We start from the raw sequence: 21,426 nt of genomic DNA, 5'->3' as shown, positions 1-21,426 counted from the left end.
TCAACGCATACAACGACAGAGCCGAGCCCTTCGTCTGGACCAAGAAAAAGGTCCGTCAACGCCGTTTCAAAGGCCGCCGTATCACTCAGCTCTGATTCCGGGTACTAGTGCCCCCCAACTAGCGAGCCACGAAACATCGTTGTACCTACCTCCTTCGGGGAATGTTACCAGGACCCGCCTTACGCCGAGCCGCAGCTCGCATTTGACGTTGTTAACAATTACCGATTCGAACATGCCGTTTGCGTCTTCGGCATTTGTGATGAGAAGTTTTTCGGGCACGTACGTGCCACAAGATGATAACATCACGCCGCTCAAAATGGACGCGACCAACCTATTCGCAATCATGGCTTCCTCGAAACGGTAGCAGACACGATCAAATAAAGCGCAGCGTCATCATTCCGGTGGGGTGATCAAATCCCGCCCACGTTAAACGCGCAATAGTCAAGACTACAAGTTATTCGAGTGTTGCGCTGGGGTTACATGACCCGCTACCCCAACACCGGAGCGAGCAATGAAGCGCAACAACTTTCAATAAAGTATGCCCAAGAGGATTTCGAACGTCCTTGGGAAGGTTGCCTTCGACCCGAACTCAGGCGCCGGTGCGGGTCATCAATATGCCAAGGAGTCAGAGGCAAAGTTGACAATCAACAACCTTGCGAGAACGACCATGCAGACGCCGCCGCTTGATCCCGATATCGCCGATATTGCGCCCTCCGGTACTGTGTTGACCTCTTACGACAAGGAGCACATCGTCACGTATCTGCGCATGCTCGATGCGCATGCGGAAGGTGCAGACTGGCGGGAAATCGCACGAGTGGTGCTGCATCTTGATCCGGAACACGAATGTGGTCGGGCCCGGAAGACGTTCGACAGTCATTTATCGCGCGCCAAATGGATGACGGAGCACAGTTATCGTCACCTGCTATGTGGTGGCGCGTCGGCTTAAAGCCGCCAGCGAAGGCTGGACGAACACGGCAACGTCTACGCCAAGCTGATGCGCGCTTTAAATTATCCGACACGCCATCTGAGCTGATCTGAGCAGTTTTGGCCCTCTCTGAGACGCGCGCCCTTTAGAAGCCCGCTGATGTGTTCGAGCATCGCTCCGCTAATGGTAGCGGCCACCGCGAAATGACGCATCGAGCACGGCTCCGCGCCACGGGGCCTACCAGTCAAGGGGGCCGGGGGGAGGACGCCGAATGAGATGCGAACGGTTTCCGAGCGCTGGCGGCGCTCCAAAATTAGCGCCCGAGGGATGCGGAATCCCTGCGGGAAAAATGTTCTACGGCTCGGCTCTCGTGCCTCAGCCAGAAATGGGCAATACTTCCGGCCAAACAGGAGGGAAGCCGATGCCAGGCCCGCCCCGAACTCCGACGCATCTGAAACTGCTCCGAGGCAACCCCGGCCATCAGAAGCTGAGGCCGGAGCCCGAGCCGCTGGTCCCGAAAACATGTCCCGAGCCGCCGCCCTTCATCACCGGCTACGCTGCCGATGAATGGTGGAAGACCGCCCCCGAACTGCACAGGCTGGGCCTGCTGACCCGCATCGATGTCCCCGCGCTCGCCGCCTATTGCCATGCCTTCGGGCAATGGCGCATGGCCGCCGAAGCGCTGGCGAAGATGCAGACGAACGATCCGATCATGAACGGCATGATCATCAAGACCAAGTACGGCGATGCGGCGATGAACCCGATGGTCAGTATTGTCCGCAAGCACGCGAGCGACGTGGTGAGATATGCGAGCGAATTTGGCTTGACTGCGCTTGCGCGCTCACGCCTAGCTGCAGGCACCAATGCGCCGCCGCCGGGCGGTGGCAAGTTCGACGGCCTGCTGGGATAGGCGTCGGCGATGTTCCGCTTGGTTCGCATTGCGGACTCAAACTCACACATCACGCCATGTATTGTTTTGTGCACCAACAGCAGACGCCGCACGGCGCTGCTGACCCCATGTGAGCTACGCGATGGCAATGGACCCAGCAAACGGCCGCTGTAAAGTAGTCCGTCTCTGTGGGCCGGCCTTCTGGTTGGATACGTAGGTCCAAATCGACGCATCGAAATGTCGTCGCGAAACACCCAGAAGGTCCGCAGCATACGAAATTACGGTTTGAAGATAATCGTAGTCTGCTGCCGTCACACCGGCCTCGCTCGCAAAAGCTCTGATGTGCCGGTCAACCGCGATGAAATCCAATCCAACCAAGCCGCAGAGATAGTCCACAGTCTTCGGTCCCACGCCGTGGATCGCGCGTAGCTTTTCTCGACATGCTGGATTTTGTAGCCATGTCCGCAATTGATGAAAGTCATCGATGCTTTCGTTGCGGAGCAATTCCGCCAAGCAAACAAAGCGTGACACCTTAGTGTGATGATGCCACCGCAAGAACTCAGCAACTCCAATGGAGGCAATCGCATTGAACATCCCGGACAGGGTTGCAGCTTCAGGAAAATCCTGAACGATCCTATCGATGCGTACCTTCACAACGGTTCTGTAATTGAGGCCCGCTTGAAGAGCCGCGTCCGCTAGGATCGCGCCAACGTGGTAGAGAGGCTCGCGATACGACAAGTTATGGCGAACTATGCCCTTCTCTTGGGCAAGTTCCACGACGAGACGCGCGGAGCTCAGTGCACGCAGAACGTCGCACTCGGGTTTCGGGAAGCTCATGGGTTTACCGACTCAATCGCAGTAAGTCGCTCAACGCAGTTGGGACATGCACCGCAAGGCGTGTCGCTGAAGAGCTGACATGAATATGTTCTGCCAATAGGGACCTTCAATTCGCTCGCACGCCTGACGACGTCAGCCTTGCTCCAGTTTCGGAAAGGCAACTCGAATCTGATCGGTCCAAGATTACGGGAAAGTGAGTCTAAACTGTTAAGGAAAGCAGCGGAACAATCTAATTCTTTGGCGTGATTGCTGTTGATAAAGCCCGAGTAGACACTGTCGAAACCGCGTGTTTGGGCGATGCAGGCACCTACGGAAAAGAACAGAAGCGTGCGATAGGGGATATAAAGCTCATCGTCCTCGACATGTTCCTTCCATAGATTTGGCTCAGCGATCAGTCTCGACGTTGAATGCTGATAGATGCTCGAAATGTCGATCCGCAGAACAGGCGACACTAGATCCGAGATTGGCAGCACCTTTTGGACCGTTTCCCATTCCTTCTCGGCGCAGTGCTGCCCGTAGTCGAAGAAGACCGGTTGAAACGAAATTCGCTTTTCAACCAGCCAGAAGCCGACCGTGGTGGAATCGAGCCCGCCCGAACACAAGAGCAATGCACCCATCAAGCCTCACTTCTGTCTTTGGCTGAGCAGTTGAAAGGTTGCGTTGAGACAGGCATCGAGGTCGGACGAGTAGAATGAAGAGCCTGCGATCACCATCGTATTGTTGTTTTTGCTGCTAGGGTCGTACGTGACGACGGGAATGCCCGCCTCAATGGCGAGACCGATTTCAACGAGCGTTCCAGGGTCGCGCTCAGTCGGCACAGCAAACACAAGCGTGCATTTCTTGAGGAGTTCGCAATCCTTCTCATAAATGGTACGTAAGGTGGCGGTGTCCGAGTTCGGCGGGAGCTCGCCGTTCTCCACAACGGGTCGTCGGGGCGCAAAGTTGTGGTACGCCAGCGCGTTCAGAGCCTCGTCGATGGCTGTACGGTCAGCTTTCGCAAAGTCGGGCGCTGCAAAATAGATTTGCAAGGCCGGTCGCGCGCTCCACGGAAGGAACGTGCCCCAAAGCGATGTCATCTCGTCGAGTGAAAGACTTTGATCGCGCTCGACGTATTTCTTGAAAATATCTGGATAGGTAGTTTGAGAATAGGCTGCGGCAGCGTACGTGGCCCGCCAGCCTGCGGTATTTGCGCCCTCTGGTAAGGCTGTCAGAAATGCGGCCGCAAAGACATCGCCGACACCCACCGAATTGATTGTTGTTCCAAGTTGCGCAGGGAGAGCCTCAGTGTGAGGGGCGGCGCTTGAGCAATCGAGCAACTCCGTGCCCCCACGATTCTGTTTGAGAACAACGTACTTCGGCTTGCAGCCCGCAAAGGCTGCGGCAACGCCATTCAGGGTTTGATCTTTAGTCTTTGCAAAAAGCGGGGATGACGTTGAGATGAGAACAGTTTCAATCGATCTGTTGAGTTCGGCGAGCGTCTTTGGTGTTTCTATGTCGTAGGCGACATCGAAGTGTAAGCGAGCAGTAGTTGGTAACATCGCGCACACGTCCGCCAAGCTGAAAGCGCCGGGAAATATCAGCACATCTTCCGCGCGCTCCAAAGCCGTTGAAACGTCGCTGAGCTGGACGGCCTTTTCGTCCCGCAGCGGTGTGTCGTACCCTTGCTCCGCCACCTCGGTCGCGTCGAAAATCAATGTAATGTTGGGAGCGCCCGTTACTATTCCCAGGACGACTAGCTCGACACATCCAAGTTTCGCGAAGTAGTCGCGGGTCAATTGCTCCAAATAGCTCGGTATGACAACCGCTGCACGGAAGGCTTGACCTAGCGCCCAAAAGCCTCGAGCTGCATGGGCGACGCCGCCAAGACGTAGTTTGTTTTCTGTTCCAGGCGGCGTGATCGTAAAGTCAACGAAGACTTCACCGACGAGTAAAGGCACTCTCGTTGTGTCAGTCATGGGTGCGAGGAAGGTGCAAAGTCTGCCGACACCGTGGCGACGGCCCCCGAGCCATTCGAAGCCGTAACCGTGCCGGTGTACGTCCAGCCATCTTTGAGGCAACCGGCGAGATAATTGTACGCCGTTGGGAGATTGCCGACCGTTATGCCTACGTCAGTTTCCGCCACGATGCGCTTCTTGTGCGCTATTCGCAGTTGTTGGCCGGGTGCGGGCACGGTGCCCCCTGCCTTGTAGAAATCACAGTGCTCAATGTCTTCGAGCGCCACGGCGATAGCCTGAGCACATCGATCAGAACCTCCGGCACTTCCGTCACCGCCACCTTTCGATGTGCCCGAGCCTGTGCCGGATGAACCGGGATAGTCACTGATCCGGCCGGAACCGCTGCTACCCATTAGTGATCCCCCCAAAAACGCCATTACCAGCGCAACTAATGGTAGGAGTCAATATTGGAAGCAAGTTTTAGGCGATTATCTGACGGCTGTCGGCAAGATGTTGAGGTTCTCCCACGATTGCTCCCCGCCCGACCGTGCGTAGCTGTGGACTGATCAAGTTGGCCGAATTGTCGTTCACTGTAGGAGGACACGCACTTTGCAATGGGGTGATGCCCTCGACCGGGAAGTCTGCTTGGGCCAGAGACGCGTCCGCTAAGAGGTCATTCGCGGCTATTCGGGCTCGCGGCCACGGAACGGTGGCAAATTTGGCGGCGTGCTCCGATAGGTGCGATTTCTACTTTAGTACAGGCACTGCTAGAACTGTAAAAAGGTGAAATTAGTGCTCGGCAGAGCATAGTCCAAGGGAGTCGAGGCCAGTGGTGACCGCTAAACCATCGTTGACGACCCAAGTGGCTGACGATCCAGCGGATACTCTAAGGTCTAACCCGCTACGCATCGGCATCTCAACGCGTGCGCTCTTCGACCTAGAGGAGGAGCATCGCATTTTCGAGGATGAGGGCGTCAAGGCGTATGCCGCGATGCAACTGAACCGTGAGGACATAATCCTGCGAAAGGGTGCCGGCTTTGAAGTTGTGGAGCGGCTTCTCGCCTTGAACGATCCCGGAACGGCCCCGTATGTTGAAGTGATCCTGCTGTCGCAGAACTCGCCCGATCTGTCTCTTCGAGCCTTTAAGTCAATTGATCACTACGGTCTTGCCGTCAAGACCGGAAGTTTCACCAGCGGACGCTCGCTGTCGGACTTCGTACCAGCGTGGGGGATCGACCTGTTCCTCTCCAATATGGATGCGGACGTGAAAGGAGCCGTCGCTGGAGGTGCGGCTGCCGCGCGACTTGGCGTGGCGCCCAAGGATAAAGTCGAAACTCCAACCGGCGAGGTCCGCGTCGCGTTCGATGGTGACGCGGTGGTGTTCGGTGCTGAGTCCGACATCATTTACAAAGAACAGGGTCTCGAGGCCTTCCTCGCGCATGAGATTGCCAACGCTAGCAATCCAATGGCACGTGGTCCGTTCGGCAACTTTCTTCATAAGCTGTCGGCCTTGCGCCGGGTTTTCCTCGACGAAGGAAATGTCAGTAAGGTTCGGATCGCGCTAGTAACGGCTCGGAACGCACCTGCGCATGAACGGGTCATCCGCACGCTCAGGGCTTGGGGGACACCGGCTGACGAGGCACATTTCGTCGGCGGCCACTCGAAGTCACCGATCTTGAAGGCGATTGGTGCGCACATTTTTTTCGACGATCAGGAAAAGCATGTCCTCGGAGCAGCGGGCGTCGTCGCGGCAGGGCATGTTCCTGGGCCGCATGATCCGAATGCGCCGGTAATCCCGGCAAGCTGATTCTGCGACTCTGCATTCGAAGAGCACATTGCGAAGAGCGGGACTCTGAAGTGCAAGCGGAAGCCAGCGCCACAATCGCCCGTTGCCAACGAACTCAACGAGTCGGTAAACTGGTGCTGAGCAACTTATAAAGCGCGCAGATTGGGATAAGCATGGAAACGCAGGTTCGGACACCGCAAATGGTGTTCATGCAGCCGCAACGGCTGGTGGTGCCACTGTTTCAGCGGCCTTATGTTTGGAATCAAGAAACGCAATGGGAACCACTTTGGGAGGATGTGAAGCGCGTTGCCGAGCGTGTGCTGGCCCATCCGAGCGACAAGCATCAACCGCACTTCCTCGGTGCCGTCGTGTTGCAGCAAATGCCCAATCAAGCTGGTCTGATGCAACAGCGCACGATAATCGACGGGCAACAACGGTTAACCACGCTGCAGCTGTTGCTCGATGCGCTGAGTGCGGAATTGACCGCGGCTGAGGCGTTACCCTCGGCAGCACGTATCGAGCCCCTTGTCTCCAATGCTGAACCATTCTGTTCGCAGCCGGAAGATCGCTTCAAGGTTTGGCCGACCAATCGGGATAGGCCTGCTTTCAATGAAGTGATGGGCGCTATAGCTCCTGTCGATCATGAGGCTCTCAAATCCCGCAACGAGCGAATGACGCAGGCCCACCGTTTCTTTTGCGAGCAATCTCGCGAATGGCTCAATGAAAAAGGCTCGGAAATGGTGCAAGCGCGAGCTATTGCGATGGAGCGCTCGGTTCGCGAACTTGTTCAACTGGTGGTGATTGATCTTGCCGCAGACGAAAATGCTCAGGAGATTTTCGAGACCCTAAACGCGCGGGGAGCCCAGCTCACGGCCGCCGACTTAATCAAGAACCTCATCTTCCAGCGTCTTCTTGAATCTGGTGCTGATGTTGAAAATGCCTACCAAAAATACTGGAAGGACTTCGAGACTGGCTTTTGGGAAGCCGAGATAAGTGTCGGCAGATTCCGCTATCCGCGCTCGTCCGTTTTTTTGAATCATTGGCTCGTAGCACAAACTGGCGAAGAAGTAGTCGCGAGGGAGGTCTTTGATCGCTTTAAGCGTTTTGTGGATCATGATGCGCGGCTGCCTATGCAGCACCTGCTCAAGCAAATCCACGAAGCCGCCGGAATCTATCGCACTTTCACAGAGGCTGCCTTCAAGGAAGGCGGCTCGATAGATCGGCTGGGCCTGTTTGGCTATAGGACCGGCGTTCTTGAAAGCGAAGTGATAAAGCCGCTGATACTCGCGCTCCTCGACCCTCGAGGCGCCCCTGTTCCTGCGGCCCAGCTGCTTAAAGCGTTGGATGTCATCGAAAGCTGGATGGTCCGCAGAGCGCTCGTGCGCGCCACAGCTAAGGGTTACAATCAGCTGATTGCCGAACTTGTTTCGCAGCTTGGTAAGTGGGACAGATCCGCCGTAGGGGATAGGATCGAATCCTTTCTTGCAGGGCAGACCGCAGAGAGCCGCTACTGGCCAGACGATGCTGAACTTGTGCAGGAAATAACAGATCTCCAAGCCTATCGCCGTCTCCGACGCGGGCGTCTCAGGATGGTTCTCGAAGCGATCGAAGATCACCTACGAGGGTGGCATAATGGAAAGCAAGGGCTCGGAGGGGAGCGCGTTGCGCGCGGAAAGCTGGCAATTGAGCATGTCATGCCCCGAAAATGGCAGCAGCATTGGCCACCACAGGACTCTGATGAGGAGGAGCGAGAACGGCTTATACATACGCTCGGCAATCTTACGCTTCTGACCGGTAAACTGAATTCGACTGTCTCGAACGGTCCTTGGTCTGGAACGAACAGCAAACGGATGGGTCTTGAGGGGCATGACGTGCTTCTCGTAAATCGAGACTTGTTGAAAAAGGCAGGTGCAAAGTGGGACAACGATACAATTCGTCGGCGTACCCAAGAACTTGCTTCACTCCTCGCCGAGATTTGGGTTGTCCCTCCCGACCACCGTTCCGGCTTTGCCCGGGCTCGGCGGCGACCGGGAAGGAATGTTGACCTTGCGGACCTCATAAATGCGGGCCTTCTGCAGCCAGGAATGTCACTAGTTCCAAAACGTAAGAAATTCAGCCATCGAGTAGCAACGTTGTTGGCGGACGGGCGTGTAGAAGTGGATGGCGAAGCTTTTGCGAATGCCAGGGAGGCCGCAACAGCGATCTATGGAAAGAAGACCGGGGGGTGGTGGTTCTTCCTCACCGATCCTGCGTCAGGTCGCACCCTACGAGCTGTTCGCCGTGACTACATCGAAGCTATGGCTGTTGATTCTGACGATGACGAACAGGGCGACGAGGATGATGATGACGAAACATAGACGGGGGCAGCGGTCCTGCCTCTTGCCGGCGGCCACCGCCCGCTTCCATGGGGGATAAACCGGGGGATAGCCCGACGTCGCGAAAAATACACCTTATATTTCAATGGTGTAGCCCGGATGGAGCGAAGCGAAATCCGGGAGCGCTCGAGCTACAGCCTGCAGGCTCCGGATTGCGCTCCGCTCCATCCGGGCTACGGGCTAATCTGCGCCGGCGCTTCTCTGCGAACCAGCCAGTCCGAGAAACACCAGAATAGCGCGATTGAGACGCAGCAGGTCGTCATCGTCTAGGCGTCCCACCAACGATCCTACCTTGGCTTTTGGCACTGTAGTGATCTTGTCGACCATAAGTCGAGACGGGGCTCGAAGGCCGTTGCCGTCGTTCGGCTCGACCTTGAGCCGGAAAAGTGGCGCCTCGATTCCGTCGGTCGTGAAGGCGCAGACAGTGATGGAGTTCGTGGCGTCAAAGCTGTCGTCCTGCACGATGACGACGGGGCGCGGCTTGCCCGCATAGTCCTTGCCGCCTGCCACCGTCCAGACCTCGCCTCGCTTCATTCATCGGTCCAATCGGACACGGCATCGATGAAGCCTTGGTCTTCGGTTTCATGTGAGCTCGTTGCGACCGCAAGCGATTGGCGATGGGCTTCCGTTTGGAAGGAGGGCGAGCGGATATCTGGCACCCAGATCTGGATCGGCCGCAGGCCTTGTGCACGCAATCGATCGCGGTGGGCCTGTACCTTCATACGAGATGGCTTGGGCTTTGAAGGGCTCATATGTATTTCCGTTGGTTACATGTAACCCTATCAAGAAATGGTGCGCATTACCAGCGGCACAAGGCTCACCCAATCCTTACCACCCCTTGATGATCACGCTTTCCTGATGACTGACGATTATTGACTTTTATCAGTGATTAGTCGACATTCCTCTCATTGCTATCGCGGGAGTGTCCTCCGATGTTCGTTCGGTCAGTTTTGTCCAGCTATTCCAAGCTCTTGGCGGGTGTGTCGCTGGCCCTGATGGCCGCCGCGCTGGCCGGGTGCAATGACACCGTCGCTGAAAAGGCCGAGCCGCCGCGGCCGGTTCTGGTCGCGACCGCCCATTATGATGCCGAGACGCCGGAGCGCAGCTTCGTCGGCACCGTCAGGCCTCGGATCGAGAGCGATCTCGGTTTCCGTGTGGCCGGCAAGGTTGCCAAGCGCCTGGTCGAGGTCGGCCAGACCGTCGAAATCGGCCAGCCGCTCGCGACCCTCGATGAGGTCGATCTGAAGCTCCAAGCCGAGCAGTCCGTCGCCGAGCAGACCGCCGCGACCGGCGTGCTGGCCCAGGCCGCCGCGGCCGAGCAGCGCGCCAAGGATCTGAAGGCCAAGGGCTGGACTACGGATGCGGCGATGGATTCGAGCCGAGCCGCCGCCGATGAGGCCCGCGCGCGTCTGGACCGGGCCGTGCGCTCGGTCGAGTTGACCAAGAATTCCCTTTCCTACGCGACGCTCAACGCCGACGCCCGTGGCGTCGTCACCGCAACGCTGATCGAGCCCGGCCAGGTGGTTGCCGCAGGCCAGACTTCGATCCGTGTCGCCCGCTTTGCCGAGAAGGAAGCGGTCGTCGCGATCCCTGAGACGCTGGTCGGACGTGCCAAGTCGGGCGCCGCCAGCGTCACTCTTTGGTCGGAGCCGGACAAGAAATATGCGGCCAAGCTGCGCGAGATCGCGCCGACGGCCGATCCGTCGACGCGCACCTATCTTGCAAAGTTCTCGCTGCCCGAGGCCGACGACAAGGTTTCGCTCGGCATGACCGCGACGCTGACGCTGTCGGATGCCGCCACCGAGCGCGTCGCGCGGCTGCCGCTGTCGGCGCTATTCAACGAAGGCGGCAAGCCCTCCTTCTACGTCGTCGACGACAATGGCGCCGTCACACTCAAGCCGGTCGTGGTGAAGTCCTACGAGAGCAACGACGTCATCATCACCAGCGGTGTCGAAGAGGGCGCCAAGATCGTGGCCCTCGGCGTGCAGAAGCTCGATCCGAGCCAGCGGGTGCGGATCGTCTCGTCGCTGTCTTTCTAGAGTTTACGAGTCACGTCGTGTGAGGTGAGTTTCGGCCCAAGCGCAAATGCCGGGGCTGAAGCGGCGAAGCGATCCAGAACCTGCCCAGCCCCCTGGATTGCTTCGCTGCCTCGCGACGACGGTTTGAACAGAGTGGCTGTGGTTTTTTTGCAATTGGATCATCTTTGGAGAGTGCGATGAAGCGCTTCAACCTTTCGGCCTGGGCCGTCAGCCATCCGACGCTGGTCCTGTTCCTGATGATCATACTCGGCGTCGCCGGCTTCTTCTCCTATCAGAAGCTCGGGCGGGCCGAGGATCCGTTCTTCACGGTGAAGGTGGTCAACGTCTCCGTGATCTGGCCGGGCGCGACCGCGCAGGAGATGCAGACGCAGGTCGCCGATCCCATCGAGAAGAAGATCCAGGAGCTGCCCTATTTCGAGAAGGTGCAGACCTATTCCAAGCCGGCCTTCACCGCGCTCCAGGTGACCTTCCGCGATTCCACGCCGCCGAAGGACGTGCCGTATCTGTTTTATCTGCTGCGCAAGAAGCTCGCCGACGTGCAGGGCCAGTTGCCTTCGGGCATTCTGGGACCCGTGGTCAACGACGAGTTCTCCGACGTCGATTCCATCCTCTATATGATGACCGGCGACGGCGCCGACTATGCCCAGCTCAAGAAGGTCTCGGAAGGCTTCCGCCAGCGCCTGCTGAAGGTGCCTGGTGTGACCAAGGTCGACGTCTACGGCAACCAGGACGAGCGCATCTTCGTCGAATTCTCGCACGCCAAGCTCGCCACCCTCGGCATCACGCCGCAGGCGCTGTTCGATTCGCTCGCCAAGCAGAACAACGTGACCCCGGCCGGTACGGTCGAGACCTCGTCGCAGCGCGTGCCGCTGCGCGTCACCGGCGCGCTCGATGGCGCCAAGGCCGTCGCCGAGACACCTGTCGAGAGCAACGGGCGCGTGTTCCGTTTGGGTGATATCGCCACCGTCACCCACGGCTATGTCGATCCGCCGAGCTTCGTCGTGCGCCAGGAAGGCAAGGCCGCGATCGGCATCGGTGTCGTCACCGCCAAGGGTGCCAACATCCTCGATCTCGGCAAGGAGGTCGAGAAGGCCACCGCCGAGTTCATGAAGGCGGTGCCGCAGGGCATCGACGTCAAGCTCATCGCCGACCAGCCCAAGGTGGTCGAGCATGCCGTCGGCGAGTTCGTGCATTCCTTCATGGAAGCGCTCGTCATCGTGCTGTTCGTGTCGTTCCTGGCACTCGGCTGGCGCACCGGCATCGTGGTCGCGCTGTCGGTGCCGCTTGTGCTCGGCATCGTCTTCGTCGTCATGAACACGATGTCGCTCGATCTGCACCGCATCACGCTCGGCGCGCTGATCATCGCGCTCGGCCTGTTGGTGGATGACGCCATCATCGCGGTCGAGATGATGGTGGTGAAGATGGAGCAGGGCTGGGACCGTTTCCGCGCGGCCTCCTTTGCCTGGGAATCCACTGCGTTTCCGATGCTCACGGGAACGCTGGTCACGGCCGCTGGCTTCCTCCCCATCGGCTTTGCCAATTCCGCGGTCGGCGAATATGCCGGCAGCATCTTCTGGATCGTGGCGATCGCGCTGGTCGCCTCCTGGTTCGTGGCGGTGATCTTCACGCCCTATATCGGCGTCATGCTGCTGCCCAACATCAAGGTGCACCACAATCACGATCCGCACGCGGTCTACGAGACCCGCATGTACCGCGGCCTGCGCGCCATCGTGCAATGGTGCGTCAACCACCGCATCACCGTGGTGGCCGCGACCGTCGGCGTCTTCATCGCCTCGATCGTCGGCTTCGGCCATGTCCAGCAGCAGTTCTTCCCGCTGTCGGAGCGGCCCGAGCTGTTCCTCCAACTCCGCCTGCCCGAGGGTACCGCTTTCAACGTCACCGAGAAGGCGGTGAAGAAGGCCGAGACGCTGCTCAAGGACGACAAGGACATCGAGACCTATACGTCCTATGTCGGCCAGGGCTCGCCGCGCTTCTGGCTCGGCCTCAATCCGCAGCTTCCGAACGAGGCCTTTGCCGAGATCGTCATCGTCGCCAAGGGCGTCGAGGCGCGCGAGCGCATCAAGGCCAAGATCGAGAACGCGGCTGCGGAGGGCATGCTGACCGAGGCGCGCGTGCGCGTCGACCGCTTCAACTTCGGTCCGCCGGTCGGCTTCCCCGTCCAGTTCCGCGTGATCGGCCCCGACGCCAACAAGGTGCGCGAGATCGCCTACCAGGTCCGCGACGTCATGCGGCAGAACAAGAGCGTCAAGGACGTCCAGCTCGACTGGAACGAGCAGTCGCCCTACCTGAAGCTCGTCGTCGACCAGGATCGTGCCCGCGCCATGGGCCTGACGCCGCAGGACGTCTCGCAGGCGCTGTCGATGCTGATCTCGGGTGCGCAGGTCACGACCATTCGCGACGGCATCGAGAAGGTGGCCGTGGTCGCTCGTGCGGTCCCGTCCGAACGTCTCGATCTCGGCGGCGTCGGCGATCTGACCATCACTTCGAAGAACGGCGTCGCCGTGCCGCTCCAGCAGATCGCCAAGATCGAGTACGCCCATGAGGAGCCGATCATGTGGCGGCGTAACCGCGACATGGCGATCACCGTGCGCTCCGATGTCGTCGACGGCGTGCAGGCGCCCGACGTCACCAGCCAGATCACGCCGAAGCTGAAGGCGATCAAGGACAATCTCGAGCCGGCCTACCGCATCGAGCCGGGTGGGGCGTTCGAGGAATCCGCCAAGGGCAACGCCTCGATCTTCATCCTCTTCCCGCTGATGGTCATGGTGATGCTGACGCTGCTGATGTTCCAGCTGCAGAGCTTCTCGCGCCTGATCCTGGTGTTCCTCACCGCGCCGCTCGGCATCGTCGGTGCCTCGTTCGGCCTCAACGTCGCCAATGCCCCGTTCGGCTTCGTGGCGCTGCTTGGCCTGATCGCGCTCGCCGGCATGATCATGCGCAACACCGTCATCCTGGTCGACCAGATCGAGACCGACGTTTCCCACGGCCTGACCCGCCGTGAGGCGATCGTGGAGGCAACCGTCCGCCGCGCCCGGCCGGTGGTGCTGACGGCGCTCGCCGCGATCCTGGCCATGATCCCGTTGTCGCGCTCGGCCTTCTGGGGCCCGATGGCGATCACGATCATGGGAGGCCTGTTCGTCGCGACCTTCCTGACGCTGCTGTACCTGCCGGGTCTCTACGCCCTGTGGTTCAGGAAGAGCCTGGACGAGGCGGGCACCCCCGAGCAGCCTGCCGCGCCGCAGCATGGGAGCGATGACCAGCACGCAATTCCGCTTGCTGAAGCGGCTGAATAAATGAGAAGACTGCTGACGGACGAGTCCTGACACATGACACTGGTTGCGGAACATATCGAAGGCGACACCCGGGATCGTATCCTCGAGGTGGCTGAGCGGCTGTTCCGCCAGATCGGGTACCAGAAGACCACGGTCGGGGACATCGCCAAGGAGCTCAGGATGAGCCCCGCCAATGTCTATCGCTTCTTCGAATCGAAGAAGGCGATCCACCAGTCGGTGGCGCGGGCCTTGATGGGCGAGGTCGAGATCGAAGCGCTGCGGATCGTGGCGCGGCCTGGTCCGGTGCTCCCGCGCTTCCGCGAGCTGCTCACCTCCATCCATCGCATGAACACCGAGCGCTATGTCGGCGATAACAAGCTGCATGAAATGGTCGAGATCGCGATGCAGGAGGACTGGGACGTCTGTGTCGCCCATATGGAGTGCATTGCCGGCGTCATCGGCCAGGTGATCGCGCAAGGGGTCGCGTCCGGCGAGTTCGAGGCGCCGGACCTGCAACTGGCCTCGATGTGCGCCTGCACCGCGATGATGCGCTTCTTCCACCCCCAGATGATCGCCCAGTGCGCCACCAAGCCGGGCCCGACCATCGACCAGATGATCGATTTCGTCATCGCGGGTCTGTCGCCGCGCCACTGACGGGCGCTGGAATTTCCCCTATAAGCAGGCCGACGTAGCCCGGATGGAGCGAAGCGCAATCCGGGATGGTTCAGCGTCGCGCTGGCGGACCCGGATTACGCTTCGCTCCATCCGGGCTACCAGGATCAGGGAAGACCTCGCCGTGACCGACAAAGACCTCTACTTCTACGAGCCCTCCAAGGGCCACGGCCTCAAGCACGATCCCTTCAACGCCATCATCGCGCCGCGGCCGATCGGCTGGATCTCCTCCCGCGACACCAAGGGCCACGTCAACCTCGCCCCCTACAGCTTCTTCAACGCGTTCTGCTACGTGCCGCCGATCATCGGCTTCTCCTCCACCAACTGGAAGGACACGGTGTCGAACATGGAGCAGACCCGGGAGTTCGTCTGGAATCTGACGACCATGGATCTCGCCAAGCACATGAACGCGACCGCCGCGCATGTCGGCCCCGAGGTCGACGAGTTCAAGCTTGCAGGGCTGACCGCCGTCCCCGGCAAGCTCGTCAACGTGCCGCGCGTGGCCGAGAGCCCGGTTGCCTTCGAGTGCAAGGTGTCCGACATCGTCCGCCTCAAGGGTGCCGACGGCAAGGAGGCCGATGCCTGGCTGACGCTGGGCGAGGTCGTCGCCGTCCATATCGACAAGGCCATGATCAAGGACGGCGTCTACCAGACCGCCGCCGCCCGCCCCATCGTCCGCGCCGGCCGTCGCGGCGACTATTTCGAGATCAAGCCGGAAAACATGTTCGAGATGGTGCGGCCGGACTGATCTGGTCGCTCCCGTAGCCCGGATGGAGCGAAGCGAAATCCGGGATTCTTACCTCGCGGACAGACTTCCCCGGATTGCGCTTCGCTCCATCCGGGCTACCGCTCTTCCCGCCGTCCTTTATCCTCCCCGGAACTGCCCCCACACCCCGGCCGTTATGGCCCCCGGGGCTGCCGCCCGGCCGCGTCAATTCGCGTCCTTTTGCTCGCGAAGTGTTCACTTACCCCGGCCACTTTCCGCTAAAATGCCGATAACCGCGCCGATGCATGAGGTCAGCCATGAGCTTCCGCCGCGACAAAATCACAAAGCCGATCTTCTCCTGGGCGCGCGGCGTGCTGCCGGCGATGTCCGACACCGAGCGCGAGGCGCTGGAGGCCGGTGACGTCTGGTGGGATGCCGACCTCTTCACCGGCAACCCCGATTGGTCGAAGCTGCTGAAGGTGCCTCAGGCGACGCTCACCCCCGAGGAGCAGGCCTTCCTCAACGGCCCGGTCGATGCGCTCTGCGCCATGCTCGACGAGTGGAAGATCTTCTGGGAATGGCGCGACCTGCCGCAGGAGGTCTGGCATTTCGTCAAGCGCGAAAAGTTCTTCGGCATGATCATTCCGAAGGAGTTTGGTGGCCTCGGCTTTTCGCCCTATGCCCATTCGGAAGTGGTGCGAAAGATCTCGACCCGCTCGATCGCGGCGGCCGTCACCGTGATGGTGCCGAACTCGCTCGGGCCGGGCGAGCTCCTGATGCGCTTCGGCACGAAAGAGCAGCAGGAGCGCTGGTTGCCGCGTCTCGCCGACGGCCGCGACATTCCCTGCTTCGGCCTGACCAGCCCCGAAGCCGGCTCCGACGCCGCCTCGATGGTCGACACCGGCATCATCTGCAAGGGCGAGTTCGAGGGCCGCGAGGTCATTGGCCTCAGGCTCAACTGGCACAAGCGCTACATCACGCTCGGCCCGGTCGCGACGCTGCTCGGGCTCGCCTTCAAGGCCTACGATCCTGATCATCTCGTGGGCAGCCAGGACGAGCTTGGCATCACCGTCGCGCTGATCCCGACCAATCTACCGGGCGTCAAGATCGGCTATCGTCATCTGCCGTCGATGCAGGTGTTCCAGAATGGCCCGAACTGGGGCCGCGGCGTCTTCATCCCGCTCGACTATGTCATCGGCGGCAAGGAGAGACTTGGGCAGGGCTGGAAGATGCTGATGACGGCGCTTGCCGCCGGTCGCGGCATCTCGCTGCCGTCGCTGTCGGCGGCCGGTGCTGCCTATGCCGCCCGCACCACTGGAGCCTATGCCCGCATCCGCGAGCAGTTCGGCATCTCCATCTCGAAATTCGAGGGCGTCGAGGAGCCGCTCGCGCGTATCGTCGCGACCGCCTACCAGCTCGACGCGGCGCGCCGGCTGACCTGCGCGGCGCTGAATGCCGGCATCCATCCCGCCGTCATCTCCGGCATCATGAAGCTGCACGCGACCGAGCGGATGCGCACGGCGGTCGACGACGCCATGGACATCCATGGCGGCAAGGCCGTGATCGACGGTCCGCAAAACTATCTCGGCAATCTGCACCGCGCCGTGCCGGTCGGTATCACGGTCGAGGGCGCCAACATCCTGACCCGCAACCTCATCGTGTTCGGGCAGGGCGCCATCCGCGCGCATCCGTATCTGCTCAACGAGATGAACGCGTTGGCCGACACCGACCGCGAGCGCGGGCTCGCCGCGTTCGACAAGGCGTTCTGGAAGCATGTCGGCCACAGCTTCCAGACGCTGTTGCGTGCGTTCGGCCGGAGCTGGAGCTTCGGCGCCTTCGCGCTTGCGCCGGATGCGGGCGATGCCACGCGATTCTATCGCCAGCTCGCGCGCTACTCCGCGGCCTTTGCGCTTTGCGCCGACATGGCGCTGCTGACGCTCGGCGGCGCGCTCAAGCGCAAGGAGATGCTCTCGGCGCGGTTCGGCGATATACTCTCCGAGCTCTATCTGCTCTCGGCCGCGCTGAAACGCTGGCAGGACGAGGGGCGGCAGAAGGAGGATTTTGCTGCGCTGGAATGGTGCATGGCGACCGGCTTCAAGACCATCGAGAACCGGCTTGCCGAGATCCTCGCCAATCTGCCCAATCGTTTTGTCGCTGTCATCCTCAAGCTCGTCGTCCAGCCCTTCGGCGCGCGGGTGCTCGGCCCGTCCGACCGTGTCGTGCACCAATGCGCAAGTCTCGTGCTGGAGCCGTCGGCCGCGCGCGAGCGTCTCACGCCGGATCTCGCCCATGTCGACGACGACGGCGGCTTTGCCCGGCTGGAGCGCGCGTTCAATCTCGTTGCGGGCACCGATGCGATCGCCAAGCGCATGCGCGCCGCGCACATCCGCGACTGGAAGGACGCCGTCACCAAGGGCGTGATCACGCAGGCCGAAGGCGAGCAGCTTGCGGCCGCTCATGAAGCCGTCACAAAAGTGATCGAGGTCGACGATTTTGCGCCGGAAGCGCTGTCGCCGATTTACAAGAAAACCGGAGATGTGCATCAGTTCTTCCAGGAACTCGGTGAACAGAGGGCGGCGAGCTGATGGCACGACCGGTTTTCATCGTCGACGGCAGCCGGACGCCGTTTCTCAAAGCGCGTTCGGGGCCGGGGCCGTTCACGCCGGTCGATCTCGCCGTGCAATGCGGCCGGCCGCTGCTGGCGCGCCAGCCGTTTTCACCTGATGATTTCGACCAAGTCATCCTCGGCTGCGTCAACGTGATCGCGGACGAGATGAACCCGGCCCGTGTCGCCGCGCTCCGGCTCGGCATGGGCGAGGACATGGTCGCCTTCACCGTGCAGATCAATTGCGGCTCCGGCATGCAGTCGATCGACACGGCCTACCGCTACATTCGCGAGGGCCATGCCGACATGGTCCTCGCCGGCGGCACCGAGGCGCTGAGCCACGCGCCGCTGGTCTGGCCGAACTCCGGTGTGCGCTGGTTCGCCGGCCTTGCCACCGCCAAGGGCGTGGCCGCGAAGCTCGCTGCCGCCTTCAAGCTGCGGCCGCGCTATCTCAAGCCGATCATCGGGCTGGAGCGCGGGCTGACCGATCCCATCACCGACTTGAACATGGGCCAGACCGCCGAGGTCGTCGGCCATCTCTTCGGCATCACGCGGGCACAGTCCGACGCCTATGCCGCCGAGAGCCATCGCCGGCTCGCGCGTGCGCAGGCCGAAGGTTTCCTCAAGGGCGAGGTCGAGACCGCGTTCTCCCGCGACGGAAAATTCTTCGACCATGACGACGGCGTGCGGCCGGATTCGACGGCCGAGACGCTCGCAAAGCTCCGGCCGGTGTTCGAACGCCCCTGGGGCCAGGTCACCGCCGGCAATTCATCGCAGATCACCGACGGCGCGTCCTGGGTGATCCTCGCCTCCGACGCGGCGGTCGCAAAGCACAAATTGACGCCGAAGGCTGTCATCGTCGACAGCCACTGGGCTGCGCTCGATCCGAGCATCATGGGACTGGGACCCGTGATGTCGGCGACGCCGCTGCTCCAACGCAATGACCTCACCGTCAAGGACGTCGAGACCTGGGAGCTGAACGAGGCCTTCGCGACGCAGGTGCTCGGCTGTCTCGCCGCCTGGAACGACGACAAATTCTGCTGCGAGATTTTGGGGCTCGACGGTGCGGCCGGCGAGATTGATCGTGAAAAACTCAATGTCGATGGCGGCGCCATCTCGCTCGGCCATCCCGTCGGCACCTCGGGCAACCGCATCGTGCTGCATCTCGTCAACGCGATGAAGCGGCTCGGCACGCGCCGTGGCGTTGCGACCGAATGCATCGGCGGCGGACTCGGCGGCGCCATGCTGATCGAGGCGGTGTGACCATGGATTCCAGGATCATGACCGCGCTAGGCGACCGCGTGCTGGAGCTTGGGCCCAGGCCCGCGACCGACAGCCCCTACAAGCATTTCAAGCTGACGCGCGATGCCGACGGCGTCGCCTGGCTGCTGTTCGACCGCGCCGAGACAAGCGCCAACACGCTGTCGTCGGACGTGATGGAGGAGTTCGATGCCGTGCTTGCGGCGATCGAGACCGAACGCCCCGCCGGCCTCGTGATCCGCTCGGCAAAGCCGTCCGGCTTCATTGCCGGCGCCGACGTCAACGAATTCCGCGGCGCCGGCGATCCCGAGATGGTCGAGACACGCATCCGCGCCGCGCATGCGGTGGTCGATCATCTGGAGGCGCTGAAGCTGCCGACGGTCGCGGTCATCCATGGCTTCTGCCTCGGCGGCGGGCTGGAGGTCGCGCTGGCCTGCCAGTCGCGCATTGCGATCGATGGCGCGCGCTTCGGCTTCCCGGAGGTGATGCTCGGCCTGCATCCCGGCCTCGGCGGCACCGCGCGCTTCACCGCGCTGGTGAACCCGACCCAGTCGATGGCGCTGATGCTGACCGGCCGCACCATCGATGCGCGCCGCGCCAGGTCGCTCGGCCTCGTCGATACCGTGACGCAGGAGCGGCACGTCCGCAACGCGGTGAAGGATGCGCTGTTCGGCCGCTTGAAGCGGGCGCGTCCGGGCCTTCTGACTCACGCAGCGAATTTCGGTCCCGTGCGCGGGCTGCTGGCCAGGCGCATGCGCTCGGAGGCGGCAAAGGCCGCGCCCCGCGAGCATTATCCGGCGCCTTACGCGCTGATCGATCTCTGGGAGACCCATGGCGGCAGCAAGGCCGCGATGCTGAAGGCCGAGCAGACGTCATTTGCCAAACTGATGGTGACGCCGACCGCGCAGAATTTGATCCGCGTGTTCTTCCTGCGCGAGCAGATGAAGAAGACGGCCGGCGGCGGCAATACGATCAAGCACGTTCATGTCATCGGCGCCGGCGCCATGGGCGGTGATATCGCGGCCTGGTGTGCGGGGCAGGGGCTGCGCGTCTCGCTGGCGGACATGAAGGCGGAGCCGGTCGGCGGCGCGGTGAAGCGCGCCGCTGAGCTTTACGGCAAGATCATCCGCAAGCCGACCGACGTGCGCGATGCGCTGGATCGTCTGATCCCCGACATGGAGGGCGAGGGCGTTCGCAACGCCGATCTCATCATCGAAGCGGTACCGGAAAAGCTCGAGCTGAAGCAGAAGGTCTATGCGGGCCTCGAGCCGAAGATGAAGCCGGGCGCGATTCTCGCGACCAACACGTCGAGCATTCCGCTCCAGGATCTGCGCACCACGCTGGCGCGGCCCGATCGCCTAGTCGGCCTGCACTTCTTCAACCCGGTGTCGCGGCTGCAGCTGGTCGAAGTCGTCAGCCATGACGGCAACGACGCGCAGGTGCTGAAGGAGGCGCTCGCCTTCGTCGGCGCGATCGACCGTCTGCCGCTCTCCGTGAAGAGCTCGCCCGGCTTCCTCGTCAACCGTACGCTGGCGCCCTACATGCTGGAGGCGATGGTGATGCTGGACGAGAAGATCGACCAGCGCCTGATCGACGCGGCGGCCGAGCAGTTCGGCATGCCGATGGGGCCGATCGAGCTCGCCGACCAGGTCGGGCTCGACATCTGCCTCGACGTCGGCGACATGCTGCGTACCAAGTTCGGCGATCTGCTCCCGCCGACACCCGCCTGGCTGCGCGAGAAAGTCGCCAAGGGCGAGCTTGGCCGCAAGACGAGCAAGGGATTCTACACCTGGAAGGACGGCAAGGCGGAGAAGGCGCCGTTGCCCGAGACCGGTCCGCGCGTCACCGACCAGATGATAGATCGCCTGGTGCTGCCGATGTCCAATGTCTGCGTCGCGGCCCTCCGCGAAGGCATCGTCGACGATGCCGATGCGGTCGACGGTGCCATGATCTTCGGCACCGGATATGCACCGTTCCGCGGCGGTCCGCTGAACTACGCGCGCATGCGCGGCGTGGAAAATGTCGTATCCACCCTGCGCGCGCTGGCCGAGCGATTCGGCGGGCGCTTTGCGCCCGACCCGGGCTGGGACAATTTTAGGTGAGAC

Annotated in this window: 17 protein-coding genes; 11 read left to right on the top strand and 6 right to left on the bottom strand. The window is 61.4% G+C overall.

Going from position 1 to position 21,426, the window contains the following annotated elements; translation table 11 throughout:
* Positions 1-667: 667 nt before the first annotated feature.
* Both QJT78_RS28135 and QJT78_RS28130 read left to right on the top strand, forming a co-directional pair.
* The gene (locus QJT78_RS28135; RefSeq protein WP_038943136.1) at positions 668-946 is read left to right on the top strand and encodes a DUF2285 domain-containing protein; all 279 of its coding nucleotides are present in this window, start codon (positions 668-670) and stop codon (positions 944-946) included.
* A 328-nt stretch (positions 947-1,274) separates the two neighbouring features.
* Positions 1,275-1,835: a phage terminase small subunit P27 family gene (locus QJT78_RS28130; RefSeq protein WP_157790176.1), complete on the top strand. Its 561-nt coding sequence runs from the start codon at positions 1,275-1,277 to the stop codon at positions 1,833-1,835.
* 114 nt (positions 1,836-1,949) lie between these two features.
* On the opposite strand, the gene QJT78_RS28125 is transcribed toward QJT78_RS28130, so the two are convergent.
* Genes QJT78_RS28125 through QJT78_RS28110 form a run of 4 tightly spaced genes read right to left on the bottom strand, consistent with a single transcriptional unit; the run spans position 1,950 to position 4,872 of the window.
* On the bottom strand, positions 1,950-2,651 hold the full coding sequence (locus QJT78_RS28125) for a hypothetical protein (protein WP_049807594.1): 702 nt from the start codon (positions 2,649-2,651) through the stop codon (positions 1,950-1,952).
* Positions 2,648-3,268 carry a 7-cyano-7-deazaguanine synthase gene (locus tag QJT78_RS28120; protein WP_038943139.1) on the bottom strand — a complete coding sequence of 207 codons (621 nt, stop codon included), beginning with the start codon at positions 3,266-3,268 and terminating at the stop codon, positions 2,648-2,650. The genes QJT78_RS28125 and QJT78_RS28120 overlap by 4 nt, the downstream gene beginning before the upstream one ends.
* Before the next feature lie 6 nt (positions 3,269-3,274).
* Positions 3,275-4,588: a nucleoside 2-deoxyribosyltransferase gene (locus QJT78_RS28115; RefSeq protein ID WP_157790175.1), complete on the bottom strand. Its 1,314-nt coding sequence runs from the start codon at positions 4,586-4,588 to the stop codon at positions 3,275-3,277.
* A 14-nt stretch (positions 4,589-4,602) separates the two neighbouring features.
* Positions 4,603-4,872 carry a hypothetical protein gene (locus QJT78_RS28110; protein ID WP_038952921.1) on the bottom strand — a complete coding sequence of 90 codons (270 nt, stop codon included), beginning with the start codon at positions 4,870-4,872 and terminating at the stop codon, positions 4,603-4,605.
* Positions 4,873-5,414: 542 nt separating this feature from the next.
* Here QJT78_RS28110 and QJT78_RS28105 point away from each other — a divergent pair.
* Complete coding sequence (locus QJT78_RS28105; protein WP_240537577.1) at positions 5,415-6,392, top strand: 5'-nucleotidase; 978 nt, start codon at positions 5,415-5,417, stop codon at positions 6,390-6,392.
* Positions 6,393-6,544: 152 nt separating this feature from the next.
* Complete coding sequence (locus tag QJT78_RS28100) at positions 6,545-8,728, top strand: DUF262 domain-containing protein (RefSeq protein WP_063711503.1); 2,184 nt, start codon at positions 6,545-6,547, stop codon at positions 8,726-8,728.
* A gap of 198 nt (positions 8,729-8,926) precedes the next feature.
* Here the strand turns inward: QJT78_RS28100 and QJT78_RS28095 are convergent, their stop codons facing one another.
* Both QJT78_RS28095 and QJT78_RS28090 read right to left on the bottom strand, forming a co-directional pair.
* Positions 8,927-9,280: a type II toxin-antitoxin system PemK/MazF family toxin gene (locus tag QJT78_RS28095; protein WP_028148594.1), complete on the bottom strand. Its 354-nt coding sequence runs from the start codon at positions 9,278-9,280 to the stop codon at positions 8,927-8,929.
* Complete coding sequence (locus tag QJT78_RS28090; protein WP_028148595.1) at positions 9,277-9,498, bottom strand: antitoxin MazE family protein; 222 nt, start codon at positions 9,496-9,498, stop codon at positions 9,277-9,279. Before QJT78_RS28090 ends, QJT78_RS28095 begins: the two co-directional genes overlap by 4 nt.
* A 180-nt stretch (positions 9,499-9,678) precedes the next feature.
* Between QJT78_RS28090 and QJT78_RS28085 the strand changes: the two genes are divergently transcribed.
* The 7 genes from QJT78_RS28085 to QJT78_RS28055 all read left to right on the top strand — a co-directional run bounded on the left by QJT78_RS28085 (position 9,679) and on the right by QJT78_RS28055 (position 21,423).
* Positions 9,679-10,785 carry an efflux RND transporter periplasmic adaptor subunit gene (locus tag QJT78_RS28085; protein WP_028148596.1) on the top strand — a complete coding sequence of 369 codons (1,107 nt, stop codon included), beginning with the start codon at positions 9,679-9,681 and terminating at the stop codon, positions 10,783-10,785.
* Positions 10,786-10,961: 176 nt separating this feature from the next.
* On the top strand, positions 10,962-14,099 hold the full coding sequence (locus tag QJT78_RS28080; RefSeq protein ID WP_028148597.1) for an efflux RND transporter permease subunit: 3,138 nt from the start codon (positions 10,962-10,964) through the stop codon (positions 14,097-14,099).
* A 33-nt stretch (positions 14,100-14,132) separates the two neighbouring features.
* Entirely contained in the window at positions 14,133-14,732 is a 600-nt protein-coding gene (locus QJT78_RS28075) for a TetR family transcriptional regulator (protein ID WP_028148598.1), read from the top strand.
* Positions 14,733-14,874: 142 nt separating this feature from the next.
* Entirely contained in the window at positions 14,875-15,498 is a 624-nt protein-coding gene (locus QJT78_RS28070) for a flavin reductase family protein (protein WP_028148599.1), read from the top strand.
* 275 nt (positions 15,499-15,773) lie between these two features.
* Positions 15,774-18,041: an acyl-CoA dehydrogenase gene (locus tag QJT78_RS28065; RefSeq protein WP_028148600.1), complete on the top strand. Its 2,268-nt coding sequence runs from the start codon at positions 15,774-15,776 to the stop codon at positions 18,039-18,041.
* Positions 18,041-19,324: an acetyl-CoA C-acetyltransferase gene (locus tag QJT78_RS28060; protein WP_028148601.1), complete on the top strand. Its 1,284-nt coding sequence runs from the start codon at positions 18,041-18,043 to the stop codon at positions 19,322-19,324. The genes QJT78_RS28065 and QJT78_RS28060 overlap by 1 nt, the downstream gene beginning before the upstream one ends.
* Positions 19,325-19,326: 2 nt before the next feature.
* The gene (locus QJT78_RS28055; protein ID WP_028148602.1) at positions 19,327-21,423 is read left to right on the top strand and encodes a 3-hydroxyacyl-CoA dehydrogenase NAD-binding domain-containing protein; all 2,097 of its coding nucleotides are present in this window, start codon (positions 19,327-19,329) and stop codon (positions 21,421-21,423) included.
* The last annotated feature ends 3 nt before the right edge of the window (positions 21,424-21,426 follow it).

This window comes from Bradyrhizobium sp. Mp27 (genome assembly GCF_029953005.1).
Classification (GTDB): Bacteria; Pseudomonadota; Alphaproteobacteria; order Rhizobiales; family Xanthobacteraceae; genus Bradyrhizobium; species Bradyrhizobium barranii.
The sequence above is the reverse complement of the archived record's forward strand: the minus strand, read 5'-3'. Positions and strand labels throughout refer to the sequence as shown.

Bases quoted from the DNA above. Each gene is read 5' to 3' on its own strand.
- QJT78_RS28100 (WP_063711503.1), top strand. From the start codon at position 6,545: ATGGAAACGCAGGTTCGGACACCGCAAATGGTGTTCATGCAGCCGCAA.
- QJT78_RS28120 (WP_038943139.1), bottom strand. From the start codon at position 3,268: ATGGGTGCATTGCTCTTGTGTTCGGGCGGGCTCGATTCCACCACGGTC.
- QJT78_RS28090 (WP_028148595.1), bottom strand. From the start codon at position 9,498: ATGAGCCCTTCAAAGCCCAAGCCATCTCGTATGAAGGTACAGGCCCAC.
- QJT78_RS28060 (WP_028148601.1), top strand. From the start codon at position 18,041: ATGGCACGACCGGTTTTCATCGTCGACGGCAGCCGGACGCCGTTTCTC.
- QJT78_RS28125 (WP_049807594.1), bottom strand. From the start codon at position 2,651: ATGAGCTTCCCGAAACCCGAGTGCGACGTTCTGCGTGCACTGAGCTCC.
- QJT78_RS28095 (WP_028148594.1), bottom strand. From the start codon at position 9,280: ATGAAGCGAGGCGAGGTCTGGACGGTGGCAGGCGGCAAGGACTATGCG.
- QJT78_RS28085 (WP_028148596.1), top strand. From the start codon at position 9,679: ATGTTCGTTCGGTCAGTTTTGTCCAGCTATTCCAAGCTCTTGGCGGGT.
- QJT78_RS28055 (WP_028148602.1), top strand. From the start codon at position 19,327: ATGGATTCCAGGATCATGACCGCGCTAGGCGACCGCGTGCTGGAGCTT.
- QJT78_RS28135 (WP_038943136.1), top strand. From the start codon at position 668: ATGCAGACGCCGCCGCTTGATCCCGATATCGCCGATATTGCGCCCTCC.
- QJT78_RS28080 (WP_028148597.1), top strand. From the start codon at position 10,962: ATGAAGCGCTTCAACCTTTCGGCCTGGGCCGTCAGCCATCCGACGCTG.
- QJT78_RS28130 (WP_157790176.1), top strand. From the start codon at position 1,275: ATGTTCTACGGCTCGGCTCTCGTGCCTCAGCCAGAAATGGGCAATACT.
- QJT78_RS28075 (WP_028148598.1), top strand. From the start codon at position 14,133: ATGACACTGGTTGCGGAACATATCGAAGGCGACACCCGGGATCGTATC.
- QJT78_RS28065 (WP_028148600.1), top strand. From the start codon at position 15,774: ATGAGCTTCCGCCGCGACAAAATCACAAAGCCGATCTTCTCCTGGGCG.